General features: G+C 45.4%; 19 protein-coding genes. All 19 read right to left on the reverse strand.

All coding sequences use genetic code 11. The annotated features are described in order from the left end of the window. Entirely contained in the window at positions 1-360 is a 360-nt protein-coding gene (rbfA, locus tag MKY73_RS18430; protein WP_062833829.1) for a 30S ribosome-binding factor RbfA, read from the reverse strand. Between the two features lie 25 nt (positions 361-385). Further along, positions 386-2,971, reverse strand: a complete 2,586-nt coding sequence (gene infB, locus MKY73_RS18435) for a translation initiation factor IF-2 (RefSeq protein WP_339302970.1) — start codon at positions 2,969-2,971, stop codon at positions 386-388. Further along, the gene (locus tag MKY73_RS18440; protein ID WP_017689142.1) at positions 2,964-3,293 is read right to left on the reverse strand and encodes a ribosomal L7Ae/L30e/S12e/Gadd45 family protein; all 330 of its coding nucleotides are present in this window, start codon (positions 3,291-3,293) and stop codon (positions 2,964-2,966) included. The genes infB and MKY73_RS18440 overlap by 8 nt, the downstream gene beginning before the upstream one ends. Next, on the reverse strand, positions 3,286-3,591 hold the full coding sequence (locus MKY73_RS18445; RefSeq protein WP_036609307.1) for a YlxR family protein: 306 nt from the start codon (positions 3,589-3,591) through the stop codon (positions 3,286-3,288). The genes MKY73_RS18440 and MKY73_RS18445 overlap by 8 nt, the downstream gene beginning before the upstream one ends. Before the next feature lie 25 nt (positions 3,592-3,616). Then, positions 3,617-4,714 (reverse strand): transcription termination factor NusA, encoded by a 1,098-nt coding sequence (gene nusA, locus MKY73_RS18450; protein ID WP_062833827.1) that lies wholly within the window; start codon positions 4,712-4,714, stop codon positions 3,617-3,619. 123 nt (positions 4,715-4,837) lie between these two features. Further along, positions 4,838-5,299 (reverse strand): ribosome maturation factor RimP, encoded by a 462-nt coding sequence (gene rimP / locus MKY73_RS18455; protein WP_062833826.1) that lies wholly within the window; start codon positions 5,297-5,299, stop codon positions 4,838-4,840. Between the two features lie 257 nt (positions 5,300-5,556). Then, positions 5,557-9,876 (reverse strand): PolC-type DNA polymerase III, encoded by a 4,320-nt coding sequence (locus tag MKY73_RS18460; protein WP_339241633.1) that lies wholly within the window; start codon positions 9,874-9,876, stop codon positions 5,557-5,559. A 381-nt stretch (positions 9,877-10,257) separates the two neighbouring features. Next, the gene (proS, locus tag MKY73_RS18465) at positions 10,258-11,712 is read right to left on the reverse strand and encodes a proline--tRNA ligase (RefSeq protein WP_339241630.1); all 1,455 of its coding nucleotides are present in this window, start codon (positions 11,710-11,712) and stop codon (positions 10,258-10,260) included. Between the two features lie 68 nt (positions 11,713-11,780). Continuing rightward, the gene (rseP, locus tag MKY73_RS18470; RefSeq protein WP_339302971.1) at positions 11,781-13,052 is read right to left on the reverse strand and encodes an RIP metalloprotease RseP; all 1,272 of its coding nucleotides are present in this window, start codon (positions 13,050-13,052) and stop codon (positions 11,781-11,783) included. A gap of 113 nt (positions 13,053-13,165) precedes the next feature. After that, positions 13,166-14,305, reverse strand: a complete 1,140-nt coding sequence (locus MKY73_RS18475; RefSeq protein WP_339302972.1) for a 1-deoxy-D-xylulose-5-phosphate reductoisomerase — start codon at positions 14,303-14,305, stop codon at positions 13,166-13,168. Between the two features lie 70 nt (positions 14,306-14,375). Then, complete coding sequence (locus tag MKY73_RS18480) at positions 14,376-15,170, reverse strand: phosphatidate cytidylyltransferase (RefSeq protein WP_339302973.1); 795 nt, start codon at positions 15,168-15,170, stop codon at positions 14,376-14,378. A gap of 16 nt (positions 15,171-15,186) precedes the next feature. Then, the gene (locus MKY73_RS18485; protein WP_024630247.1) at positions 15,187-15,954 is read right to left on the reverse strand and encodes an isoprenyl transferase; all 768 of its coding nucleotides are present in this window, start codon (positions 15,952-15,954) and stop codon (positions 15,187-15,189) included. Positions 15,955-16,043: 89 nt separating this feature from the next. After that, positions 16,044-16,598: a ribosome recycling factor gene (gene frr, locus MKY73_RS18490; RefSeq protein ID WP_253433837.1), complete on the reverse strand. Its 555-nt coding sequence runs from the start codon at positions 16,596-16,598 to the stop codon at positions 16,044-16,046. Continuing rightward, positions 16,598-17,326, reverse strand: a complete 729-nt coding sequence (pyrH, locus tag MKY73_RS18495) for a UMP kinase (protein WP_017689153.1) — start codon at positions 17,324-17,326, stop codon at positions 16,598-16,600. Before pyrH ends, frr begins: the two co-directional genes overlap by 1 nt. A 234-nt stretch (positions 17,327-17,560) precedes the next feature. Next, positions 17,561-18,211 (reverse strand): translation elongation factor Ts, encoded by a 651-nt coding sequence (gene tsf / locus MKY73_RS18500; RefSeq protein WP_124114084.1) that lies wholly within the window; start codon positions 18,209-18,211, stop codon positions 17,561-17,563. A gap of 115 nt (positions 18,212-18,326) precedes the next feature. Then, positions 18,327-19,025 carry a 30S ribosomal protein S2 gene (gene rpsB, locus MKY73_RS18505; protein WP_024630243.1) on the reverse strand — a complete coding sequence of 233 codons (699 nt, stop codon included), beginning with the start codon at positions 19,023-19,025 and terminating at the stop codon, positions 18,327-18,329. 294 nt (positions 19,026-19,319) lie between these two features. Then, positions 19,320-19,946 (reverse strand): hypothetical protein, encoded by a 627-nt coding sequence (locus tag MKY73_RS18510; RefSeq protein WP_339302974.1) that lies wholly within the window; start codon positions 19,944-19,946, stop codon positions 19,320-19,322. A gap of 3 nt (positions 19,947-19,949) precedes the next feature. Further along, entirely contained in the window at positions 19,950-20,534 is a 585-nt protein-coding gene (locus MKY73_RS18515; protein ID WP_339302975.1) for a hypothetical protein, read from the reverse strand. 66 nt (positions 20,535-20,600) lie between these two features. Beyond that, positions 20,601-20,915, reverse strand: coding sequence for a hypothetical protein (locus MKY73_RS18520; protein WP_339302976.1), 315 nt, complete (start codon positions 20,913-20,915; stop codon positions 20,601-20,603). Between the last annotated feature and the right edge of the window lie 43 nt (positions 20,916-20,958).

The raw sequence follows: 20,958 nt of genomic DNA on the forward strand, positions 1-20,958 counted from the left end.
TTACTGGGATTCATTCTTGTCGGAACCAATATCGCCAAGCAGCTTCTCAATTCGGCTACCATAAGCGATGGATTCGTCAATCTTGAATATCAACTCGGGAACATGACGAAACCGGATACGTTTGCCCAGCTCGGAACGCAAAAATCCATTTGCTTTTGCCAGTGCTTTGAGCGAGTTATCTTTTTGTTCCTGTTCACCGAAGACACTCAGATAAACTTTGGCTTGCGACAAGTCTCCTGTCACTTCGACCCCCGTTACCGTAATAAAGCCGATACGTGGATCTTTCAGTTCAGACTGGATGAGCAGACTCAATTCTTTCTTGATCTGCTCGCCCACTCTACCTGTACGAATCTTAGCCATTGTTGTTCACCTCATGCTTCCTTGCTTATCGTTGTACTGTCTCCATAATGAAGGCTTCGATAACGTCGCCCTCTTTGAGATCATTATATTTATCCAGTGTGATACCGCACTCATAGCCTTGGGCTACTTCTTTGGCATCATCTTTATAACGTTTCAGGGAATCCAGCTTACCTTCGTAAAGGACGATGCCGTCACGAATCAGGCGCGCTTCCGCAGAACGCGTAATTTTACCTGAGGTAACCATACAACCAGCGATGGTACCCACTTTACTGATGGAGAACGTGCTACGAACCTCAGCATGACCGATAACTTTTTCTTTGTAGATCGGATCAAGCATTCCTTTCATCGCTTGTTCAATTTCTTCGATAACACTGTAGATTACGCGATGCAGACGGATGTCTACTTGCTCTTGATCTGCAGTTGCTTTCGCCTGGTTATCAGGACGAACGTTGAAACCAATCACGATGGCATTGGATGCTGCAGCCAAAATGATGTCGGACTCAGTGATTGCACCAGCGCCGCTATGAATGATTTTCACGCGAACACCTTCAACTTCGATCTTCGCAAGGGAACCTTTCAATGCTTCAACCGAACCTTGTACGTCACCTTTGATGATAACGTTCAGATCTTTGATCTCGCCATCTTTGATGTGTTGGAACAGATCATCCAACGTTACGCGAGTATGTGTCCCCAGATCGGATTCACGTTGCGTAATCGCACGTTTGTCAGCGATGGAACGCGCCTTGCGCTCATCTTCAAACACCATGAATGGATCTCCAGCACCTGGAACTTCTGTCAAACCTGTGATTTCGACAGGTGTTGAAGGTCCAGCTTCTTTCAGACGACGACCTTTATCATTGACCATCGCACGGACACGACCGAAGCAGTTACCTGCTACGAAAGCATCTCCGACTTTCAATGTACCGTGCTGTACGAGGATACGGGCAACTGGGCCACGTCCTTTATCCAGCTCGGCTTCGATCACTGTACCACGGGCACGTTTGTCCGGGTTCGCTTTGTATTCGTTCACTTCTGCAACGAGCAGAATCATTTCAAGCAGACCTTCCAGACCCATTCTTTGTTTCGCAGACACGTTAACAAAGATGGTATCTCCGCCCCATTCTTCCGGAACGAGTTCGTAGTTAGTCAATTCTTGTTTTACTTTATCCGGATCAGCACCCGGTTTATCGATTTTATTGACAGCTACGATAATTGGAAGCCCAGCAGCTTTGGCATGGTTAATGGCCTCAACCGTTTGTGGCATAACACCGTCATCCGCAGCGACAACAATAATTGTAATATCCGTAACCTGTGCTCCACGCGCACGCATCGCTGTAAACGCTTCGTGACCCGGAGTATCCAGGAACGTAATTTTCTTGTTGTTGATTTCAACTTGATACGCACCGATGTGTTGCGTGATTCCGCCTGCTTCGCCGCCTGTTACATTCGTTGAACGAATGGCGTCAAGCAATGTCGTTTTACCGTGGTCAACGTGTCCCATGATGGTTACTACTGGAGGACGAGACTGCAAATCTGCAGGATCATCATTCTCTTCCAGTGTTTCGAAACGGTCATCTTCGAGCACAATCTTCACTTCAACTTCGACACCGAACTCTCCAGAAAGCAGCAGAATTGTTTCGATATCAAGTTCTTGGTTGATTGTTGCCATAACACCCATCGCGATGAGTTTTTTGATAACTTCGGAAGCATCCTTATGGAGCAACTTCGCTGTTTCACCGACAGTCATATCACCACGAACGATGATTTTCTTAGGTGTGTTATCAATTTTCTCACGTTGCTGGTACTGTTGTTGATTTCTGTTGCGATTGTTCTTGCCACCACGGTTACCACGATAGTTGCCACCACGATTGTCATCATAACGACGTCCACCGCCACCGCTGTTTGAACGGTTGCCACTGTTGTTATTGTTGCCAGTAGTACCACCTGGGCCACTTCTGCGTTGGCCTTGTCCTTGGCTCTGACCTTGGCCACCGCTACGGTTGCCGCCAGTACCTGTATTACCGCCGCTGTTTGGTCCTGAAGTTCTTACTTGACCGCCACCGCTGTTACTTGGACGCTGACCCGTTCCTTGCGGACGGGATGCAGTACTGCTTTGTCCACCTTGAGCCGGTCTTGGACGGTTAGTTGATTGTCCTCCTTGGCTTGAGCCTTGGGAAGAGTTCGTTCTGTTGCGGCTGTCTTGGCCGCTGGGTCTTTGGGTGCCATTGTTATTGTTGGAATTTGGTCTATTGTTCATACCTACCTGCTTTTCCTGTTGTATTTTTGTTTGTACGGGACTACCGGATGTGTTACTGCTATTCGGCGTGTTCACTCCGCCGGCCGGCTTGTTGCTGTCCACTGGTTTGTCACTGCGTACTGCCGAAGTAGCAACTGGTTTTGCTTCGTTGCCTTTTTTGGAAGCAGCAGTGGATTTTATATCTTTAAAAAATTGTTCCACCTTACCGACTGAACCATTCTCCATGACACTCATATGATTGTTTACGGGAATTTCCAGCTTTTTAAGAATGGTTATAATTTCTTTACTACTCATATTAAGGGACTTCGCATATTCATAAACTCGCAATTTATCCTTGTTTTCCTGTTTACTCAATATACTCCACCTCCGACATTATACCGACTTGCTTGGAGATCATTTTTGCAAACCCTCGATCCGTTACTGCAAGAACAACACGCGTGTCTTTACCGATACTTGAACCCAGACTATCCCGGTCAAATCCGATCAACAGAGGAACCTTATAAGTTCCGCATTTATCGCGAAATTTCTTTTGTGTATTGGCTGAGGCGTCACCCGCAACAATAACCATTTTAGCTTCGGAAGAACGGATCGCTTTAAGTACAATTTCTTCACCTGTTACAAGTTTACCTGCACGCATAGAGAGTCCCAGATAAGACAGCGTTTTAATATTAGTCATGTTCACGCTCCTGTGCTGCTATGAATTCATCCTCAACCGCGATGAAGTCAGCTGCTAGTTGCTCGTAAATTTCAGGTGAGACTTTGCCTTTTAACGCCCGATCCAAAGCCCGGTTTTTGAGTGCGAGCTTAAAACAGGACTCTTTGCCGCATAAATAGGCACCACGTCCGGATTTTTTGCCAGTCAAATCGATCAGCACTTCATCCTCTGGCGTTTTAACGATGCGAATCAGCTGCTTTTTGGGCATCATTTCCTGGCATGCCACACATTTGCGCAGCGGCACTTTTTTTGGTTTCATACGTCAGCGCCCCCCGTACTTTACTTTAGTCGACGGAGACGGAATCCTGATGCATTTCAGAAGAAGAATCTTTTTCTCTGCCGAATTCCTGTTCCGCCTGGCTCTCGCTCTTAATGTCGATTTTCCAGCCAGTTAATTTGGCTGCCAATCTGGCATTTTGGCCTTTGATACCAATTGCGAGCGACAGTTGATAGTCCGGAACGATAACCCGAGCCATCTTTTCTTCCTCAAATACATGAACTTCCAACACTTTGGAAGGACTCAGTGCATTGGCAACATATTCGTCTACCTGATCGGAGAAACGAACGATGTCGATTTTTTCACCGCGCAGCTCACCCACAATGGTCTGCACGCGCATTCCCTTAGGACCTACACAAGATCCAACTGGATCAACTTCCTCGTTGCGGGAATGTACGGCAATCTTGGAGCGGAACCCTGCTTCGCGAGCGACGGAGCGAATTTCAACTACACCGTCAAAGATCTCAGGCACTTCCAGTTCAAAGAGACGTTTCAAGAGACCCGGATGGGTACGGGACAAGATGATTTGCGGCCCTTTGGTCGTATTCTCGACCTTGGTGATATACGCCTTAATACGGTCACCATGAACAAACTTCTCGTTCGGCATCAATTCGGTTAGCGGTAAAGCCGCTTCGATTTTGCCCAGATCGATGTAGATATTGCGCAAATCCTGACGCTGCACCACTCCCGTAACGATATCTTCTTCCTTATCTACGAAAGCGTTGTAGATCAGGCCGCGTTCGGCTTCACGAATCCGCTGGGTCACTACCTGTTTGGCAGTCTGTGCGGCGATACGTCCGAAATCACGCGGCGTAACTTCAATCTCCGCAATATCTTCCAGCTGGAAGTGTGGGTTGATTTCTCGTGCAGCAGGCAATGAAATTTCGGTACGTGAATCCAGGACTTCTTCCACGATCAATTTGCGGGCATACACCCGTATAACTCCCGTATTACGGTTCATGTCAACACGCACATTCTGGGCCGTGTTGAAATTCCGCTTGTAGCTGGAAATTAGTGCAGCCTCGATCGCTTCAAACAGCACATCCTTGCTGATCCCTTTTTCCCGTTCCAATTCATTCATTGCTTCAATAAAATCCATACTCATGAATGTTGATCCCCCTTTCAAACATGGCATCTCATACGTAAAACGGCGAAAGGCTCTGAACTCATGAGCACCTTGCCGTTATCGTGAGATGTGTCTTTTTCATTAATAAAGTGAACAAGGCACTTAAAACAAAATAGCTAGGCGCGCACTGGCAACCTTATCATAAGAAATGGCATGCTGTTTTTTGCCCGCTTCAATCACGAGTTCCCCGTCATCAAAGGAAAGCAGCTTGCCTTCAAATTCCTTCAATCCGTTCACCGGCTCGTAGGTTGTAACAAAAACATTTTTGCCTACAGCTTTGGTAACGTCCTCAGGTTTTTTCAGTGGACGCTCCGCACCGGGAGAAGACACTTCAAGGAAATAGATGGTTGGAATCGGATCGTTCTCATCCAGCTTGGCGCTCAGCTTTTCGCTGATCAAGACGCAATCGTCGATGTCGATGCCACCCTCTTTGTCGACATACACCCGTAAAAACCAGTTGCTGCCTTCTTTGACGTATTCGATGTCAACCAGCTCGAAGCCTTGTTCGTTCAAGTAGGGTTGGATCATTTCTTCCACGGTAGATTTAATGTTCGTTGTGCTCAAAACCAATAACCTCCAACTTAGGTTACACCAGCAAAAAAGCACTGGCAGATTATTCAATACCCAAGATTCTTGTATACCAAAGACTAAAGAGTGGGTTTCCCCACTCTTTAGAAATTCGTACTATCTCGTTCACTTCAAAAATTATAACATAGTCTGGTAATAGTGACAAGTAAGCGATGATTCAGGCGCTTTACTTACTAATGAAGGAAAAATTACGTTGCCCCCATCAATCACCATTTTAAGATCCAAATTCAGGCCTAGAAAAGAGAAAGCTGATTGCTCTCTGGCAAGCCGCGGAAACATCCCATATTCGACAGCAGTTCAACAATGGTCTTACTTGCTTTCGACTTCTGCTGGAAGTCCTCAACCGACAGAAACTCACCATGATCTCTAGCTGCAGCAATATTACGAGCAGCATTATCCCCGATTCCTGCCAGCGCCGAAAATGGAGGGATTAATGAATTTCCGTCAACGATGAACTTCGTTGCTTCCGAACGGTATAAGTCAATGGATTTCAACGAGAATCCGCGTGCTGTCATTTCCAGACCCATTTCCAGGACAGGCAACATGTTTTTCTCTTTTGGAGGTGCCTGGAAACCCAATTGCTCAATTTCCGTTATTTTTCGATAGATCGCATCATATCCCTGACACATCAGTTCGATATCAATCTCATCCGCCCGCACGGTAAAGTAGGTTGCGTAATATTCAATCGGATGATATAGCTTGAAGAACGCCGTACGTACTGCTGAAATAACATAAGCGGCCGCGTGAGCCTTCGGGAACATGTACTGGATTTTGAGACACGAATCAATGTACCATTGAGGCACTTTACAATTCTTCATCTCGTCAATCCATTCCTGTGGTAGTCCCCGCCCCTTACGAACGCTCTCCGTGATTTTAAAGGCCAGACTGGCGTCCATTCCCGTTTTATAGATCAGGAATAACATGATGTCATCCCGACAACCGATTACGGTCTTAATGTTGCACGTTCCGTTCTTAATCAGATCCTGAGCGTTTCCAAGCCATACCCCTGTACCATGTGACAATCCGGAGATTTGCAGTAAATCGGCAAAAGATGTCGGCTGGGATTCAACAAGCATCTGACGTACAAACTTCGTTCCCATCTCCGGCACACCAAATGTCGCAACTGGCGACCGAAGCTGTTCCGGTGTAACTCCCAGCGCTTCGGTGGAGTTAAACATGCTCATGACTTTGGGATCATTCATGGGAATGGTCGTTGGATCGACCCCTGTCAAATCCTGCAACATCCGCATCATCGTCGGATCATCGTGTCCCAGAATATCAAGTTTAAGCAAGTTTTCTTCAAAAGCATGATAATCAAAATGTGTCGTTTTCCACTCTGCATTAACGTCATCAGCCGGAAATTGAACAGGTGTAACGTCTTCGACCTCGATGTAATCAGGAACCACCACAATACCGCCGGGGTGTTGTCCAGTGCTCCGTTTTACCCCTGTACATCCCGAAGCCAATCGATTCAATTCAGCTCCGCGCCATTTCTTGTGATGTTCTTCCTCATATTTTTTGGCAAAACCAAATGCTGTTTTCTCAGCCACCGTACCAATGGTTCCGGCACGGAAAACACTCTTCTCACTAAACAGTACTTTCGTATAGTTATGAGCATGAGGCTGATAATCACCAGAGAAGTTCAAGTCAATATCGGGAACTTTATCTCCTTTGAAGCCAAGGAAAGTCTCAAACGGAATATCCTGGCCTTCTCCTTTAAGCGTACCACCACAATTCGGACATTCTTTCTCTGGAAGGTCAAATCCACTCCGAACACTGCCGTCCAGGAACCACTCGCTGTATTTGCATTCTGAATTCACACAGATATAATGAGCTGGCAGCGGATTAACCTCGGATATCCCCAGGAATGTAGCAACGACAGAGGAGCCTACCGATCCCCGCGAACCTACGAGATAACCATCCTGATTCGATTTTTTAACCAAGCGTTCCGAGATCAGATAGTTGGCAGAAAAACCATATTTAATAATTGGAATGAGTTCTTTCTCCAGTCGTGCCACGATTACTTCTGGTAATTCTTCGCCATAGATGGACTTGGCAGTGTTATAGCAGGTATTACGAATTTCTTCGTCCGCACCCTCCAGAATCGGAGTAAAGAGTTTGTCCGGGAATAACTTAATTTCCTCAAATCGGTCAGACAACTCCACCGTATTAGTAACAACAACCTCGTATGCTTTGTCCTGACCGAGGAACTGGAACTCTTCCAGCATTTCCTCTGTCGTTCTAAAATGTGCATCCGGTTTACGTTGATCTTTCAGTGGACTAAATCCTGTAATTCCGTGAATGGTGATATCCCGATATAACTTGTCACGAGGCTCCAGATAATGCACATTACCTGTGGCTATGACCGGTTTGTTAAGCTTTGCACCTATATCGATGACTTTACGGATCGCTGTTTTGATCTCTTCAGGTGTAGCCACCAGACCTTTATCCACCAAATGCATATACATGGTAAGTGGTTGGATCTCCAGTATGTCATAGAACTCGGCGATCTCTTCCGCTTCTTCAAGTGATTTGTTAAGTACCGCTTCGAAAAACTCCCCTTTTTCACAGCCCGATATCACAACAAGGCCTTCACGCAAATTAATCAGTTTTGATTTGGGAATGCAAGGTACACGCTTGAAATGTTCCGTATGAGAGAGAGAGACCAGCTTATATAGATTTTTCTTACCGATATCATTCAGTGCATAGATTCCACAATGAAAAGGTCTTGTATTCGACAAATCGACACCCACATAATCATTCAAACGATCGAGCCTCGTTAAACCTTTCATCTGTGCAGCATCATTTAGCAGTCCAATCAGGATACCCGCGAGTGCAACCGTATCATCAATGGCACGGTGATGGCTTTCGAGTCCAACCTTATATTTATCCGCCATCGTATTCAGACGGTGGTTTTTATTTTTCGGAAATAACAATCGCGCCAGTTCCAACGTATCAAGGACCGGGTTAGGAAGCTCCGGCAGTCCAATTTGCTTCAGGGAAGCTTGGATAAAGCCCATATCAAAACGTGCATTATGGGCAACAAGTACACCATCTCCCGCAAACTGCACAAAATCACGAATAACAGGCTCAAGTTCAGGTGCGTCTTTTACCATGTCATCATTAATATTCGTCAATTGCTGAATGTTGTATGGAATACGCTCATGCGGATTGACAAAAGTCGCAAATCGGTCGATTTCTTTGCCATCTTGCATCTTCACGGCAGCAATCTCAATAATTTTGTTCTGCGTTACCGAAAGACCTGTGGTCTCGATATCAAATACGATGTATGTCGCGGTTTGCAGATCCAAAGGCTGCGGAGCCATTACAACTGCGACAGAGTCATTCACGACATTAGCCTCAAGGCCGTAGATCATTTTTATTCCATTTTTCTTAGCAGCCTTGGAAGCCTCAGGATATACCTGCACCCCGCCATGATCACTGACAGCAATGGCCTTATGACCCCACTCTGCTGCCATTTTCACGTATTTGTCAATTGAAGTTACAGCATCCATGGTACTCATCGTAGAGTGCAGATGGAACTCCACCCGTTTCTCTGGTGCATTGTCTTTGCGAGACGGAGGTGCTTTGACTTCAATCAGATCCGATGGAATCATTGCAAGTTCAGGAATTTGCATAAACCGGTCATACTCTACACGACCACGCACTTTTACCCATTTACCATTAGCAAGCAAACTGAGAATTTTAACATCCTCTTTTGTTTTGGCAAACATCTTCATTTGCATGGAGTCCGTGAAGTCAGTCAGATAGAAGGTAAACAACGTATTGCCGTTTCGCAGTTCTTTGCGATCCAGACCAAACACCGTACCTTGAAGCGTAACCTTTTTCTCTTCATCCTGGATTTCCTGCATAGGCACTGCTGGCTCCTTGATATCGTAACCCATCTGCAAACGCAGATCCCCCTGCTCCTCATCCACCGGGATTTCTGTATCCACTTCACTCATCATCTTTTCGATGACCTCAAGTTCCTCAACCCGTTTTTGGGCCTGGAACTGTTCCATAGCCTCTTTATTGCTTCCCACTTCGCCTACTTGCATCTTGATGCGGAGCGGTAGATGAAAATATTTTTCATAGAACGTCTTAATGGCCTGATCAATCTGTTTCTTACGAGCCAATTCCATTGACGTTGCATCACTCATCGTCAGTTGCAGGAGATCTGCTTCACATTCAAACGTAGTCCGGTTCATCCAACCATTCACGGATGGAATCTCACGTGTAACCCACTCCCGAAACAAATTCCAATATTCACTAACAATATCGCCATTCTGTACCTTGTCCGTATATTTAAAGCCAAATGAAATTTTGGCGATATGATTCATCTTCTCTTGAATATGCAGACAAAATGTGCGATAGATTGGAGCCGGTACCAATGTATCCTTCGCAATCAGAATATTCCATTCCCGATTAGTTCGATTGGTCTCTACTTGTTCAATCCATCCATCCAAAAAATAGGGATCTAACAGACCAGACGGAAGCTCTGCCTGTTTCATCAACAACTCAAACCGTTTTCTCTTCTCATCAAATCCGCTCATCGTGTTCCTCCTTGTACCCCCTTAAAGCATGAAAAGCCCCTGCATTCAAAAATGTCACCGATCCGAACTCGCACCGACTCATTTTATCCGACAGAAGCTCCCATTCATTACTCTTACAGTCCGTATGTGACATTATCTAAATTGAACAAAGAGATATTCACACTTACAACTCCGGTAACAGAACAACCTTCCGATCACTGTTATCCCCAGATTTTTTGATTCCCTTTTACAAAGGGGAAAATCCGGAGATAAAGGCACAGCGTATGCTTCCGATGCAGCTTTCTTTCAGAAAGCTTTTAGCTCCGCTTCTTCAGGTTATTTCTGGTCTCTACGTTCTCATGTAAATGTATAGTTCAATATATATAGTCAGGTTATCCTAACTTAATACGCTCTTGCAAACACAACCGTATGTTCTGCCTTTTCACCACATGCCAGGCACGTATGCTTTTCTTCCGCAGGCTGGAAAGGAATGTTCCGGCTTGTTGCACCAGTGACTTCTCTTACTTTATCTTCGCAAGCTTCTGAACCGCACCATCCAGCCAGTGTAAACCCGCGTTTATTTTCCATCAGTTCTTTCATCTCATCGAGTGTATCCACGGAGTAGAAGTTATCCGACATAAATGTGCGAGCACGCTCTAACATATCAACCTGGATCTGTGTCAGCATAGATTGGATTTCTTCTACCAGGTTTGCTTGTTCTACCACTTTCTTCTCACCTGTGATCCGTGATACGAGCACACAAACGCCATTTTCCATATCACGTGGACCAATCTCCAGACGAATTGGGACACCGCGCATCTCGTATTCATTGAACTTCCAACCTGGGCGAACATCGCTGCGATCATCCATTTTCACACGGACTCCAGCTTTTTTCAACTCACTGAACAACTCATCTGCACGCCCAACCACAGCATCACGCGTTTTTGGAGGTCCAATTGGAATCATGACCACTTGAGTTGGCGCAACTTTAGGAGGAAGTACGAGACCACGGTCATCTCCGTGAACCATAATTAACGCACCGATCAAACGTGTGCTTACTCCCCATGAAGTAGTGTAAGCCAGCTCCAGCACATTGTTCCGGCTAAGATACTGAATTTCAAATGCTTTTGCAAAGTTCGTACCCATGTAGTGAGATGTACCTGCTTGTACAGCCCGTCCATCCTTCATCATGGCTTCGATTGAGTACGTATCCACCGCACCCGCAAACTTCTCGGATTTGGTTTTTTGACCGACAATTACAGGAATAGCCAAATACTCCTCAACGACTTCACGATAAATCTCAAGCATTTTCATCGTTTCTTCGCGTGCTTCTTCTTCGGTCTCATGCGCAGTATGACCTTCCTGCCACAGGAACTCACTTGTACGAAGGAAAGGCAATGTTCTTTTTTCCCAACGGACTACGTTAGCCCATTGGTTGATCAGTACCGGAAGATCCCGATACGACTGAATCCACTTGGAATACATGTGACCAATAATCGTTTCGGATGTAGGGCGGATTGCCAGACGTTCTTCCAGCTTCTCTCCCCCAGCTTCCGTAACCCATGGTAATTCAGGGTTAAACCCTTCCACGTGTTCTTTTTCCTTTTGAAAGAAGCTCTCAGGAATGAACATTGGGAAATACGCATTGCGATGACCCGTTTCCCGGAAACGACGATCCAACTCATCCTTAATATGTTCCCAGATTTCAAACCCGTCTGGTTTGAACACAATACAACCGCGTACGGGTGCATAGTCCATGAGATCAGCTTTTTTGATAACATCAATATACCAGCGTGAGAAATCCTCACCCTGTGGTGTGATTTCGGTCACGAACTGTTTATCATTTTCCTTTGACATAAGACTCCAGCGTCCTCCCATAACGACTACACTCTGAAAGAAAAGTTCAGAGCATAGTCCAAACGTAATTATCCGTTAATTAAACGTAATATATCATTATACGTTACTGCCAGCATCAAGACGAACAACATCGCAAATCCGATGAAATGTACCATACCTTCACGATTGGGATCAACTGGTCTGCCGCGCAGCGCTTCAATTCCCAAAAATACCAGGCGGCTGCCGTCCAGTGCAGGTATTGGTAGCAGGTTAAATATCCCAAGATACAGACTCAAAATCGCTGCCCATCTCGTTAACTGCTCAATCCCTTGCTTAGCAATTTGCCCTGTTACTTCAAATGTACGAACCGGACCACCAATATCATCCATGTTGAATTGATTGATCAGATGTTTAAAACCTTCAAATATCACTTTGGTTGTATCAACCATGGCCACACCTGAGACTTTAAATGTCTCTGCAAATCCAACAGATCGGGTTGGTAGCGTAGGTACGATCCCCACTTTACCGCCTTCTTGTCCCTCTACAGCACGTGGAGTAATCGTTATATTAAACGTATCCGAACCCCGGCGCAGCGTCCATTCCATCGGCTTGTCTTTGGAGTCGGCAATCATCGACACCATTTTTTGTGAATCTGTACCAATAGCAGTACCATTAATCGTCTCGATAATATCGCCCTTTTGCAGGTTCGCCTGATCAGCTGCCCCACCTTCAAGCACTTCGCCAATTTGGAGATTTTTAGGATTCTCCACCGGAACTCCTGCCATTTGCGCATATACAGCGAACAGCACAAAGGCCAAAATAAAGTTCATCAGCGGGCCAGCAAAAATAGCCAACGCACGCTGTCCAACCGTTTTGCTTCCGAATTGACGATCTTTCGGTGCAATCTGCGTTTGTTTACCCCGACTTACCAACATCGCTTGGGGATGTATTCGGTATTCCTGAATTTCACCATCTACATCAAGTTGAAGCTTCAGGGCATTTTCCATGTCAATGGAGATGACTTCACCACGTATTACATTTTTACGGTTATCCAGCTGGTCCAGATAGATCATCTTCACCTGGTCATCCGCTGATCTTACCGCAATGGTCTGTCCTTCTTGGATCTCTACCAGTTCCGGATCTTCCCCTGCCATCCGTGCATATCCACCAAAAGGCAACAAACGCAATGTAAACTGGGTTTCGTTTCTTTTATATGAGAACAATTTGGGACCAAAACCGATCGCAAATTCCCGTACAAGAATACCGGCGCGTTTGGCAAAATAGTAATGCCCCCATTCATGAACCGTCACGATGACAAAGAACATGAGCACCGTTAGAAATACCACTTGTATGGTTTCCAATCCCTATCCATCCTCCTTCACGGCACATACCGCAGTCTGTCCCTCTAGATTATCATTATTCTATGATGCCGCACAAGAGAATCACTTCTTCCAATTTGTTATGAAAAAAGAGATTACAGACTGGACGCAAGCTTACGGCTCTCCTGATCACAACGGGCGATTTCCTGCAGATCAGGCTTGTCCACATTGTGGTGTGCTTCCAGCACAGAAGCAATAATATCTTCTATTTTAAGGAATGATATCTCTTTACGCAAGAAACGGGCTACGGCAACCTCGTTGGCTGCATTAAACGCCGTTGTTGCGGTTCCTCCCATTTTACCACACTCATATGCCATTCTTAAACATGGGAACCGCTCCATATCCATCTCGCGGAAATGTAATTTCCCAACTTGAGCAAGAGACAGACGCTGTGCTGGCGATGGCAGACGGTCAGGGTAAGTCAATGCATATTGAATTGGAACTCGCATATCAGGATTCCCCAGTTGGGCGATGATGCTGGTGTCATCCAATTCCACATAAGAATGAATCACACTCTCTGGATGGAGCAATACATTAATCTGATCATATTGAAGACCAAATAACCAATGTGCTTCAATCACTTCAAGTCCCTTGTTTACCATGGTTGCCGAGTCTATCGTAATTTTGGAACCCATTGACCAATTCGGATGTTTAAGCGCATCCTCTATAGTCACACTCTTCAACTGTTCACGGGTAAGATCACGGAATGATCCGCCTGAAGCAGTGAGCGTGATACCTGTCAAGCGTTCTCTGTTTTCACCATTCAAGCATTGGAAAATCGCAGAGTGCTCACTATCGATGGGTAGTAAAGAGACTCCTTTGGCAGTCGCTCTTGTAGTAACAATATGCCCTGCCGTAACCAATGTCTCCTTGTTGGCCAGTCCGATCTGTTTACCTGCATCTATGGCTGCAAGTGTCGACTCCAATCCAACACTTCCCACCACTGCTGTTACAACCATATGCGCATCAGTTCCTGCCGCCACTTCTACAAGTCCTTCTGTGCCATAAAACAGTTGCGTTCCTGCAGGCAAATGTGGAGCAACCTTATCCGCCAATTCCTTGGACCCCACCGATACCTTCTTCGGTCGGTAACGTTTGGTTTGTTCAATCAGCAGGTCTGTATTGCCTCCGGCAGCCAGTCCCTCCACTTGAAAGAGTTCAGGATGCATGTCAACTACATCCAGTGTCTGGGTTCCAATGGAACCGGTAGAGCCGAGAATCGCAATTTTTTTCATGCTGCACCTCATCTTTAATTATCCAATGCCTACGGCGAACAATGCTGTTATCTCAGACTTATGTTCTTCTTTAATAGGGCAGTAGCATTAGTATATGTACGAATGGAAAAACAACAATCCAGCTGTCGCACCGATCAAGAATGCCTCCATGCCCTGGGAGAAGATTACCTGAATCCTTGATATTATATACACGTTTGTAAGCAGACTGGATCAAGTCACCCATCTGACCTACAACTGCACAGGCAATCCCAATCACAATTGCTCTCTGCCAGGAAAGCAAACCATCTGACACTAATGCAAAAATAATAGACGTAACAATTGCAATTACGATGCCACCCAATGCACCCTCCACGGTTTTGTTTGGACTGATGGAAGGCCACAGCTTGTTTCTACCAATGAGTTTCCCTACAAAGTAAGCTCCTGCATCACTGGCCCATATGGAGCCCAGCAACAGAAACGTCCAGAACAACCCATGATGCAGATGTCTGGATTCTGCAATGTAATAGAAACCGATTCCTATATACAACACGCCAAGGAAAAGCATGGCCACTATATTTACGGGCACCTTATTTTTGGTAACAACCGAAGCGGTCATCAGTACAAGCATTACAATCCAGATGACCTGAAATAAGGATAGCGGTCTGGCCTCCCAAAGCATTTCCCAAGGAAACACAATGGCAAAAACACCAGCATATCCAATCAGGGCCACACCTGAAAAAGGCTTCACCCCGGTCATTTTAACAAATTCATAATAACCGATGAGAGCCATAAGCAATACCAAACCATGGTACCAGGGTCCGCCCAGCATGCAAAAACCTAAAAACAACACACCTGCTATGATTCCTGTCGTTAATCGCTGTTTCAACGGCTTCATCCTCCATCTATTTCAAACCGCCGTAACGCCTTGTTCTGCGCTGATATTCGGCTACTGCTTCAAGCAAATGCTTTTTGCCAAATTCGGGCCAGTATATATCCGTAAACCATAATTCACTATATGCAAGCTGCCAAAGCATAAAGTTGCTTAATCTAAGCTCTCCGCTCGTCCGGATCAGCAGATCCGGATCAGGCATATCACCCGTCAGCATATGCCTGTCAATGAGTTCGGGTGTTATGTCCTCTGCAGATAGTTCCCCCGATTTTACTTGCAGAGCAATCTGTTTAACACAGTCCGTCATTTCACGACGACTTCCATAGTTCATTGCAAAGTTCAAAACGAGACCTGTATTATGTTCCGTAAGACGAATGGCTTCCCGCAAGGCATTGATGGTATGAGAAGGTAAATGTTCCTCTTGGCCCATCATGCGAATGCGCACATTTTTTTCTATAAGTTCATCCAGCTCTATGGCCAGAAATTCTTGCGGAAGTCGCATCAGAAAATCCACTTCTTCTTTTGGACGCGTCCAGTTTTCTGTCGAAAAAGCGTACATCGTCAGATATTTGATGCCCAGTTCATCCGCCGCGATGGTCGCACGTTTGACCGCCTTCATGCCATTTTGGTGCCCAGCTATACGCGGGAGTCCCAAACGTTTGGCCCATCGTCCATTGCCGTCCATGATGATGGCGACGTGCTGCGGGATATTGTCCTCGGATATAGTCAGCGTTTCCTGCTTGTCAGCCCCATTCCACCACGACCGAACCCGTTTGATCATTCCTGTTCCTCCAAAATCCCTGAAGTTTCTTCATCTGAAGCTTGGAAAAAGAGACAAAACCCCACCGTATTGGAGGGGCTGCGCTTGTCTTACACTTCCATGATTTCTTTTTCTTTGGCAGCGAGTACCTTATCGACTTCAGCAATAAACTTGTCGGTCGATTTTTGGATATCTTCCTGATGTCTCCGTGATTCATCCTCGGAAATATCGGACTTTTCCATTTTCTTGATATCATCATTCGCATCACGGCGAATGTTACGAATCGCTACTTTACCTTCTTCACCGAACTTCTTCGTCAGCTTCACAAGTTCCGCTCTACGTTCTTCCGTCAATGCCGGAATAGACAAACGGATCATGTTACCATCGTTGGCTGGAGTAAGACCCAGATCGGATTTCATGATGGCACGCTCGATTTCACCCATGGAAGATTTGTCCCAAGGCTGAATCATCAGTGTACGAGAATCCGGAGTACTGATATTAGCGAGTTGATTCAGTGGTGTCATCGCTCCATAATACTCTACCTGAATTCGGTCCAGAAGAGCTGGAGTTGCGCGGCCTGCACGCAAAGTAGCCAGGTCACGACGCAATGCTTGAATTGCTTTTTCCATACGCTCTTCGGCATGTTGTTTAACCGCTTGTGGCATTAATCTACACTCCCTTTAACGATTGTTCCGATACGTTCGCCCAGAACAACACGTTTGATGTTACCTTGTTCCGTAATGGCAAATACAATCAACGGGATGTTGTTGTCCTTACAAAGCGAGGATGCCGTTGAATCCATTACACCAAGGTCTTTGTTAAGAATATCCATGTAAGTCAACTGATCAAACTTCACAGCTGTACTATCTTTAAACGGATCTGCTGAGTATACACCATCAACTTTATTTTTGGCCATCAAGATAACTTCTGCTTCAATCTCCGCTGCGCGCAGTGCTGCTGTTGTATCCGTGGAAAAGAACGGGTTACCTGTACCTGCTGCAAAAATAACGACCCGGCCTTTCTCCAGATGGCGAATGGCTCTACGACGAATATAAGGTTCTGCAATTTGTTGCATTGCAATAGATGTTTGTACACGCGTAGGTACTTCAATCTGTTCCAAAGCATCCTGCAGTGCCAACGAGTTCATTACTGTCGCCAGCATTCCCATATAATCGGCAGTTGCACGATCGATGCCATTTTCGCTACCTGCAATTCCGCGCCAGATGTTTCCCCCGCCACATACAATAGCAACCTGTACACCAAGTGCAACAACCTCTTTTACCTGTTGGGCAATCGACGAGATCGTATCTGCATCAATACCGTAGCCGTTTTGACCGGAAAGAGACTCTCCGCTGACCTTTAAGACAACACGTTTAAATACTGGCTGTTCCAATTATTCACCCTCCACTTTGAATTGAACACGCTTGGTGTTCAACCAACAAAACTTCTCGCGCATGGCCTCCTGCTTAAAAAGAAAGGAACACAGTTGTGTTCCGCTCTTTTAGGAAAAACGTTTAACCGGTAAGGCACTGTTTTCCTGAGATATAAGGGAGTTTACGCTTCGAAGTTTTATCATCATTCTTATATCTTCGAAAATCAATCCTGCTCGCCGGTTAAAGAAACCGTCTTATTTGTTTACTTGGGACATTACTTCTTCAACGAAGTTGTCTACTTTTTTCTCAAGACCTTCACCCAGTTCGTAACGAACGAAACGACGGATGGAGATATTTTCACCAATTTGGCTGATTTTTTCGTTCAGCAATTGGGAGATCGTTTTGTCTGGATCTTTAACGAATGTTTGTTCCATCAGGCAGTACTCTTCGTAGTATTTACCAATACGACCTTCAACCATTTTTTCAATGATTTTCTCTGGTTTGCCTTCGTTAAGAGCTTGAGCTTTCAGAATTTCTTTTTCTTTTTCCAGCTCATCTGCAGGAACTTCTTCACGTGTAACGAATTTAGGATTAGCTGCAGCAATTTGCATAGCTACATCTTTAACGAAATCCTTAAATTGATCCGTTTTACCAACGAAGTCTGTTTCACAGTTAACTTCAACCAATACACCAATACGTCCACCAGCGTGGATGTAAGATTCAACAACACCTTCTGTTGCTGCACGGCCAGCTTTGCTCGCTGCTGCGGAAAGACCTTTCTCACGCAACAATTCAGCTGCTTTCGTTACATCACCGTTTGCTTCTTCCAGTGCTTTTTTACAATCGAGCATACCTGCGCCCGTTCTTTCGCGAAGTTCTTTTACTGCACTCGCATTAACTGCCATTATAAATCCCCTCCAAAATTAAGTATTGTACGTACACTCTAAAAAAAGGGCAGTGAGAGGTTATCCACCTGCCAACCACCCTTTTCATTTAGTTTATAACATATGTTCGAATCTATTAAGCGGAAGTTTCTTCGCCTTGGTTAGCTTCGATTACAGCATCAGCCATTTTACCTGTCAGCAATTTAACAGCGCGAATCGCGTCGTCATTACCTGGGATAACATAATCGATCTCATCCGGATCGCAGTTAGTATCAACGATACCTACAATTGGGATACCCAATTTGCGAGCTTCCGCAACAGCGATACGCTCTTTGCGTGGATCGATGATGAACAGGGCGCTTGGCAGGCCTTTCATATTTTTAATACCGCCCAAGAATTTCTCCAGACGATCTTTTTCTTTGCGAAGCAAGATAACTTCTTTTTTAGGCAATACAGCGAATGTACCATCTTCTTCCCAAGCTTCCAACTGTTTCAAACGATCAATACGTTTTTGAATAGTTGAGAAGTTAGTCAGGGTACCGCCCAACCAACGTTGGTTGATGTAAAATTGACCAGCGCGTTCAGCTTCTTCTTTAACAGAATCTTGAGCTTGTTTCTTAGTACCCACGAAAAGAATTGTACCATTCTCTCCTGCGATTCCTTTAACGAAGTTGTAAGCCTCTTCGACTTTTTTCACCGTCTTTTGCAAGTCGATGATATAAATTCCGTTTCTTTCAGTGAAGATATAACGATCCATTTTTGGGTTCCAACGACGAGTTTGGTGACCGAAGTGTACCCCAGCTTCGAGAAGCTGCTTCATGGAGATTACTGCCATCTTCACACACCTCCTAATATGGTTTTATTGTGTCCTCCGCCGGCATCATTTTTCGCCAAGACTCTCCATAAGGAAAGCACCCTCAACAAAATTAGCACATGCGTGTGTTTTAACACCGTTATTTAATATAGCACAACTGGAGGTCTGATGCAACAGTATTTGAAGCTAATTCTATTTTTACTTTTTGCTAGTATCGAATCATTTTAACCCTTGATATGTAACTCAACACTAAATTATTGTTCAGTTTTGAAATTGCATCGTTTAATAAGCAAAAACCGTCCTGTCCGAGCATGCTCAGTTTGACGGTTCTTTCGTAATTTTTGCGATAATGGATTTAAAACTTTCGCCTTTTTCAAGCGCATAAGTACCCACTTGAATTTTGGTGTTGATTCGCTCAGCTTTGCCAGCTTTTATAAACGCTTGAGCATCATCTACGATTCCCGCGTTTTTTAGATTTGCTGCAACGATCGCCAGACTATTGCCTGAACGTACCTTAAATGATACTGTTGAGCCTTTCGGATTGCTCGGCGTTACAGGTTCTGTTGTCTTCGGCTCGGTTATCTCTTTCTGTCCTTCAACTTCATTTGCCGCAGGCTCTTGTGGCTTCTCAGGCTCTGTAGGTGTATCCGTAGAGGTTACTGTCTCAGGCGGTGTTGCTGTATTCCCCTGCAACTCACTGCTCTCCTGCTTTTTCTTCGCCACCCACTCTGCTTCTGTGTATAGCTCCTCTTCAGAACCGACCAACTTCATATCCAGGCTTTTTGCCGCTGTTTCAAGCTGTTCTTTGGTCATATTGGCAGTCTGCTCGGGGGCCAGATTACTATCTGCTAATGCATTTTGTCCAACTGTAGCCAGTTGAAGCAAAACTGCCCCTATAATCATGCCGCTCCCCAGACCAATCCATAAGGATCGCTTGTCCATGACTTAGCCTTCCTCCCGTTCTGCCAATTGCAGTATTAACTGTACCTCACCACGCTGAATACCTGTCTGCTTGGATATGGCATCCATCGACTTGCCCTCAGCATGTAAATTAAAGAGTTCTGCATATCGATCTTTAATTGATTCACGCCCAGGCAAAGTTTCGACATTGCCGTTCTGTGGGTCTGAATCTAACGCCTGCTGGGCCGCCTCTGCTTGTACACTTTTCACGAGCGCTTGTGCTTGCAAACCTTCGGAAGCTTGTACGGGTACATGACCTGAGTGTAGAACAGGCGATGCGACAAGTTCGTTCTTTTTGCTCTGTTCCAGCTGATCCAACCGTTGCTGTAATTCCTGAAGTTGCAATTGCATACGTTGATCGGCTGCTGTCGCTTCACCCTTCATTTCAGCCACACGTTGAATAAGGGCATCATTATCATTTTCAATCTCGGTCATGTAGTGTTCAAGCGTAGATTCCATCTCCTGCACCAGTTGATGCCCAGGCTCTTGCGCCTTGTTTTTCCGAGGCATAATATAAGCGTAGGCGATGGCGCAGGCCCCTAATATGACAATAATGATCCATGGTGACAAATTGGGTTCTCTCCTTCTGATTCAACCATCGGTGCGCAAGACTGCATTGTCTATAACAACCATTAATTATAAAGACAGATCTATATGTTTTCCTTTGTACGGGTGTTCTGCAGGTTTGACAGTTTCTTGAGCCTCAGCAGAATGCTGTCCATCGGAACCACTCTGCTGATTCCCATCATTGGTATGACCATCACGCACCGAAGTCTGTGAAGTTTCGTCCATTGCTTCACTTCGTTGCCTTGCTTCATTGGCTTCCTTCGTCGTTTGCTCTGCCAGAAGATTCTGATCCGTAATCGGTCGCTGTTGGGCTTCACTTTGATAACGTCCCGCTTCGCTTGTTCGTGGTACCGCAATCTGCAACTCCACTGCTTTGAAACTCATACGCTCACCTCACGGTTTCGAATGGATTTCTTCCTGTGCCTGA

Origin of the sequence: Paenibacillus sp. FSL R5-0519 (assembly GCF_037974275.1) — a bacterium.
Taxonomy (GTDB): Bacteria; Bacillota; Bacilli; order Paenibacillales; family Paenibacillaceae; genus Paenibacillus.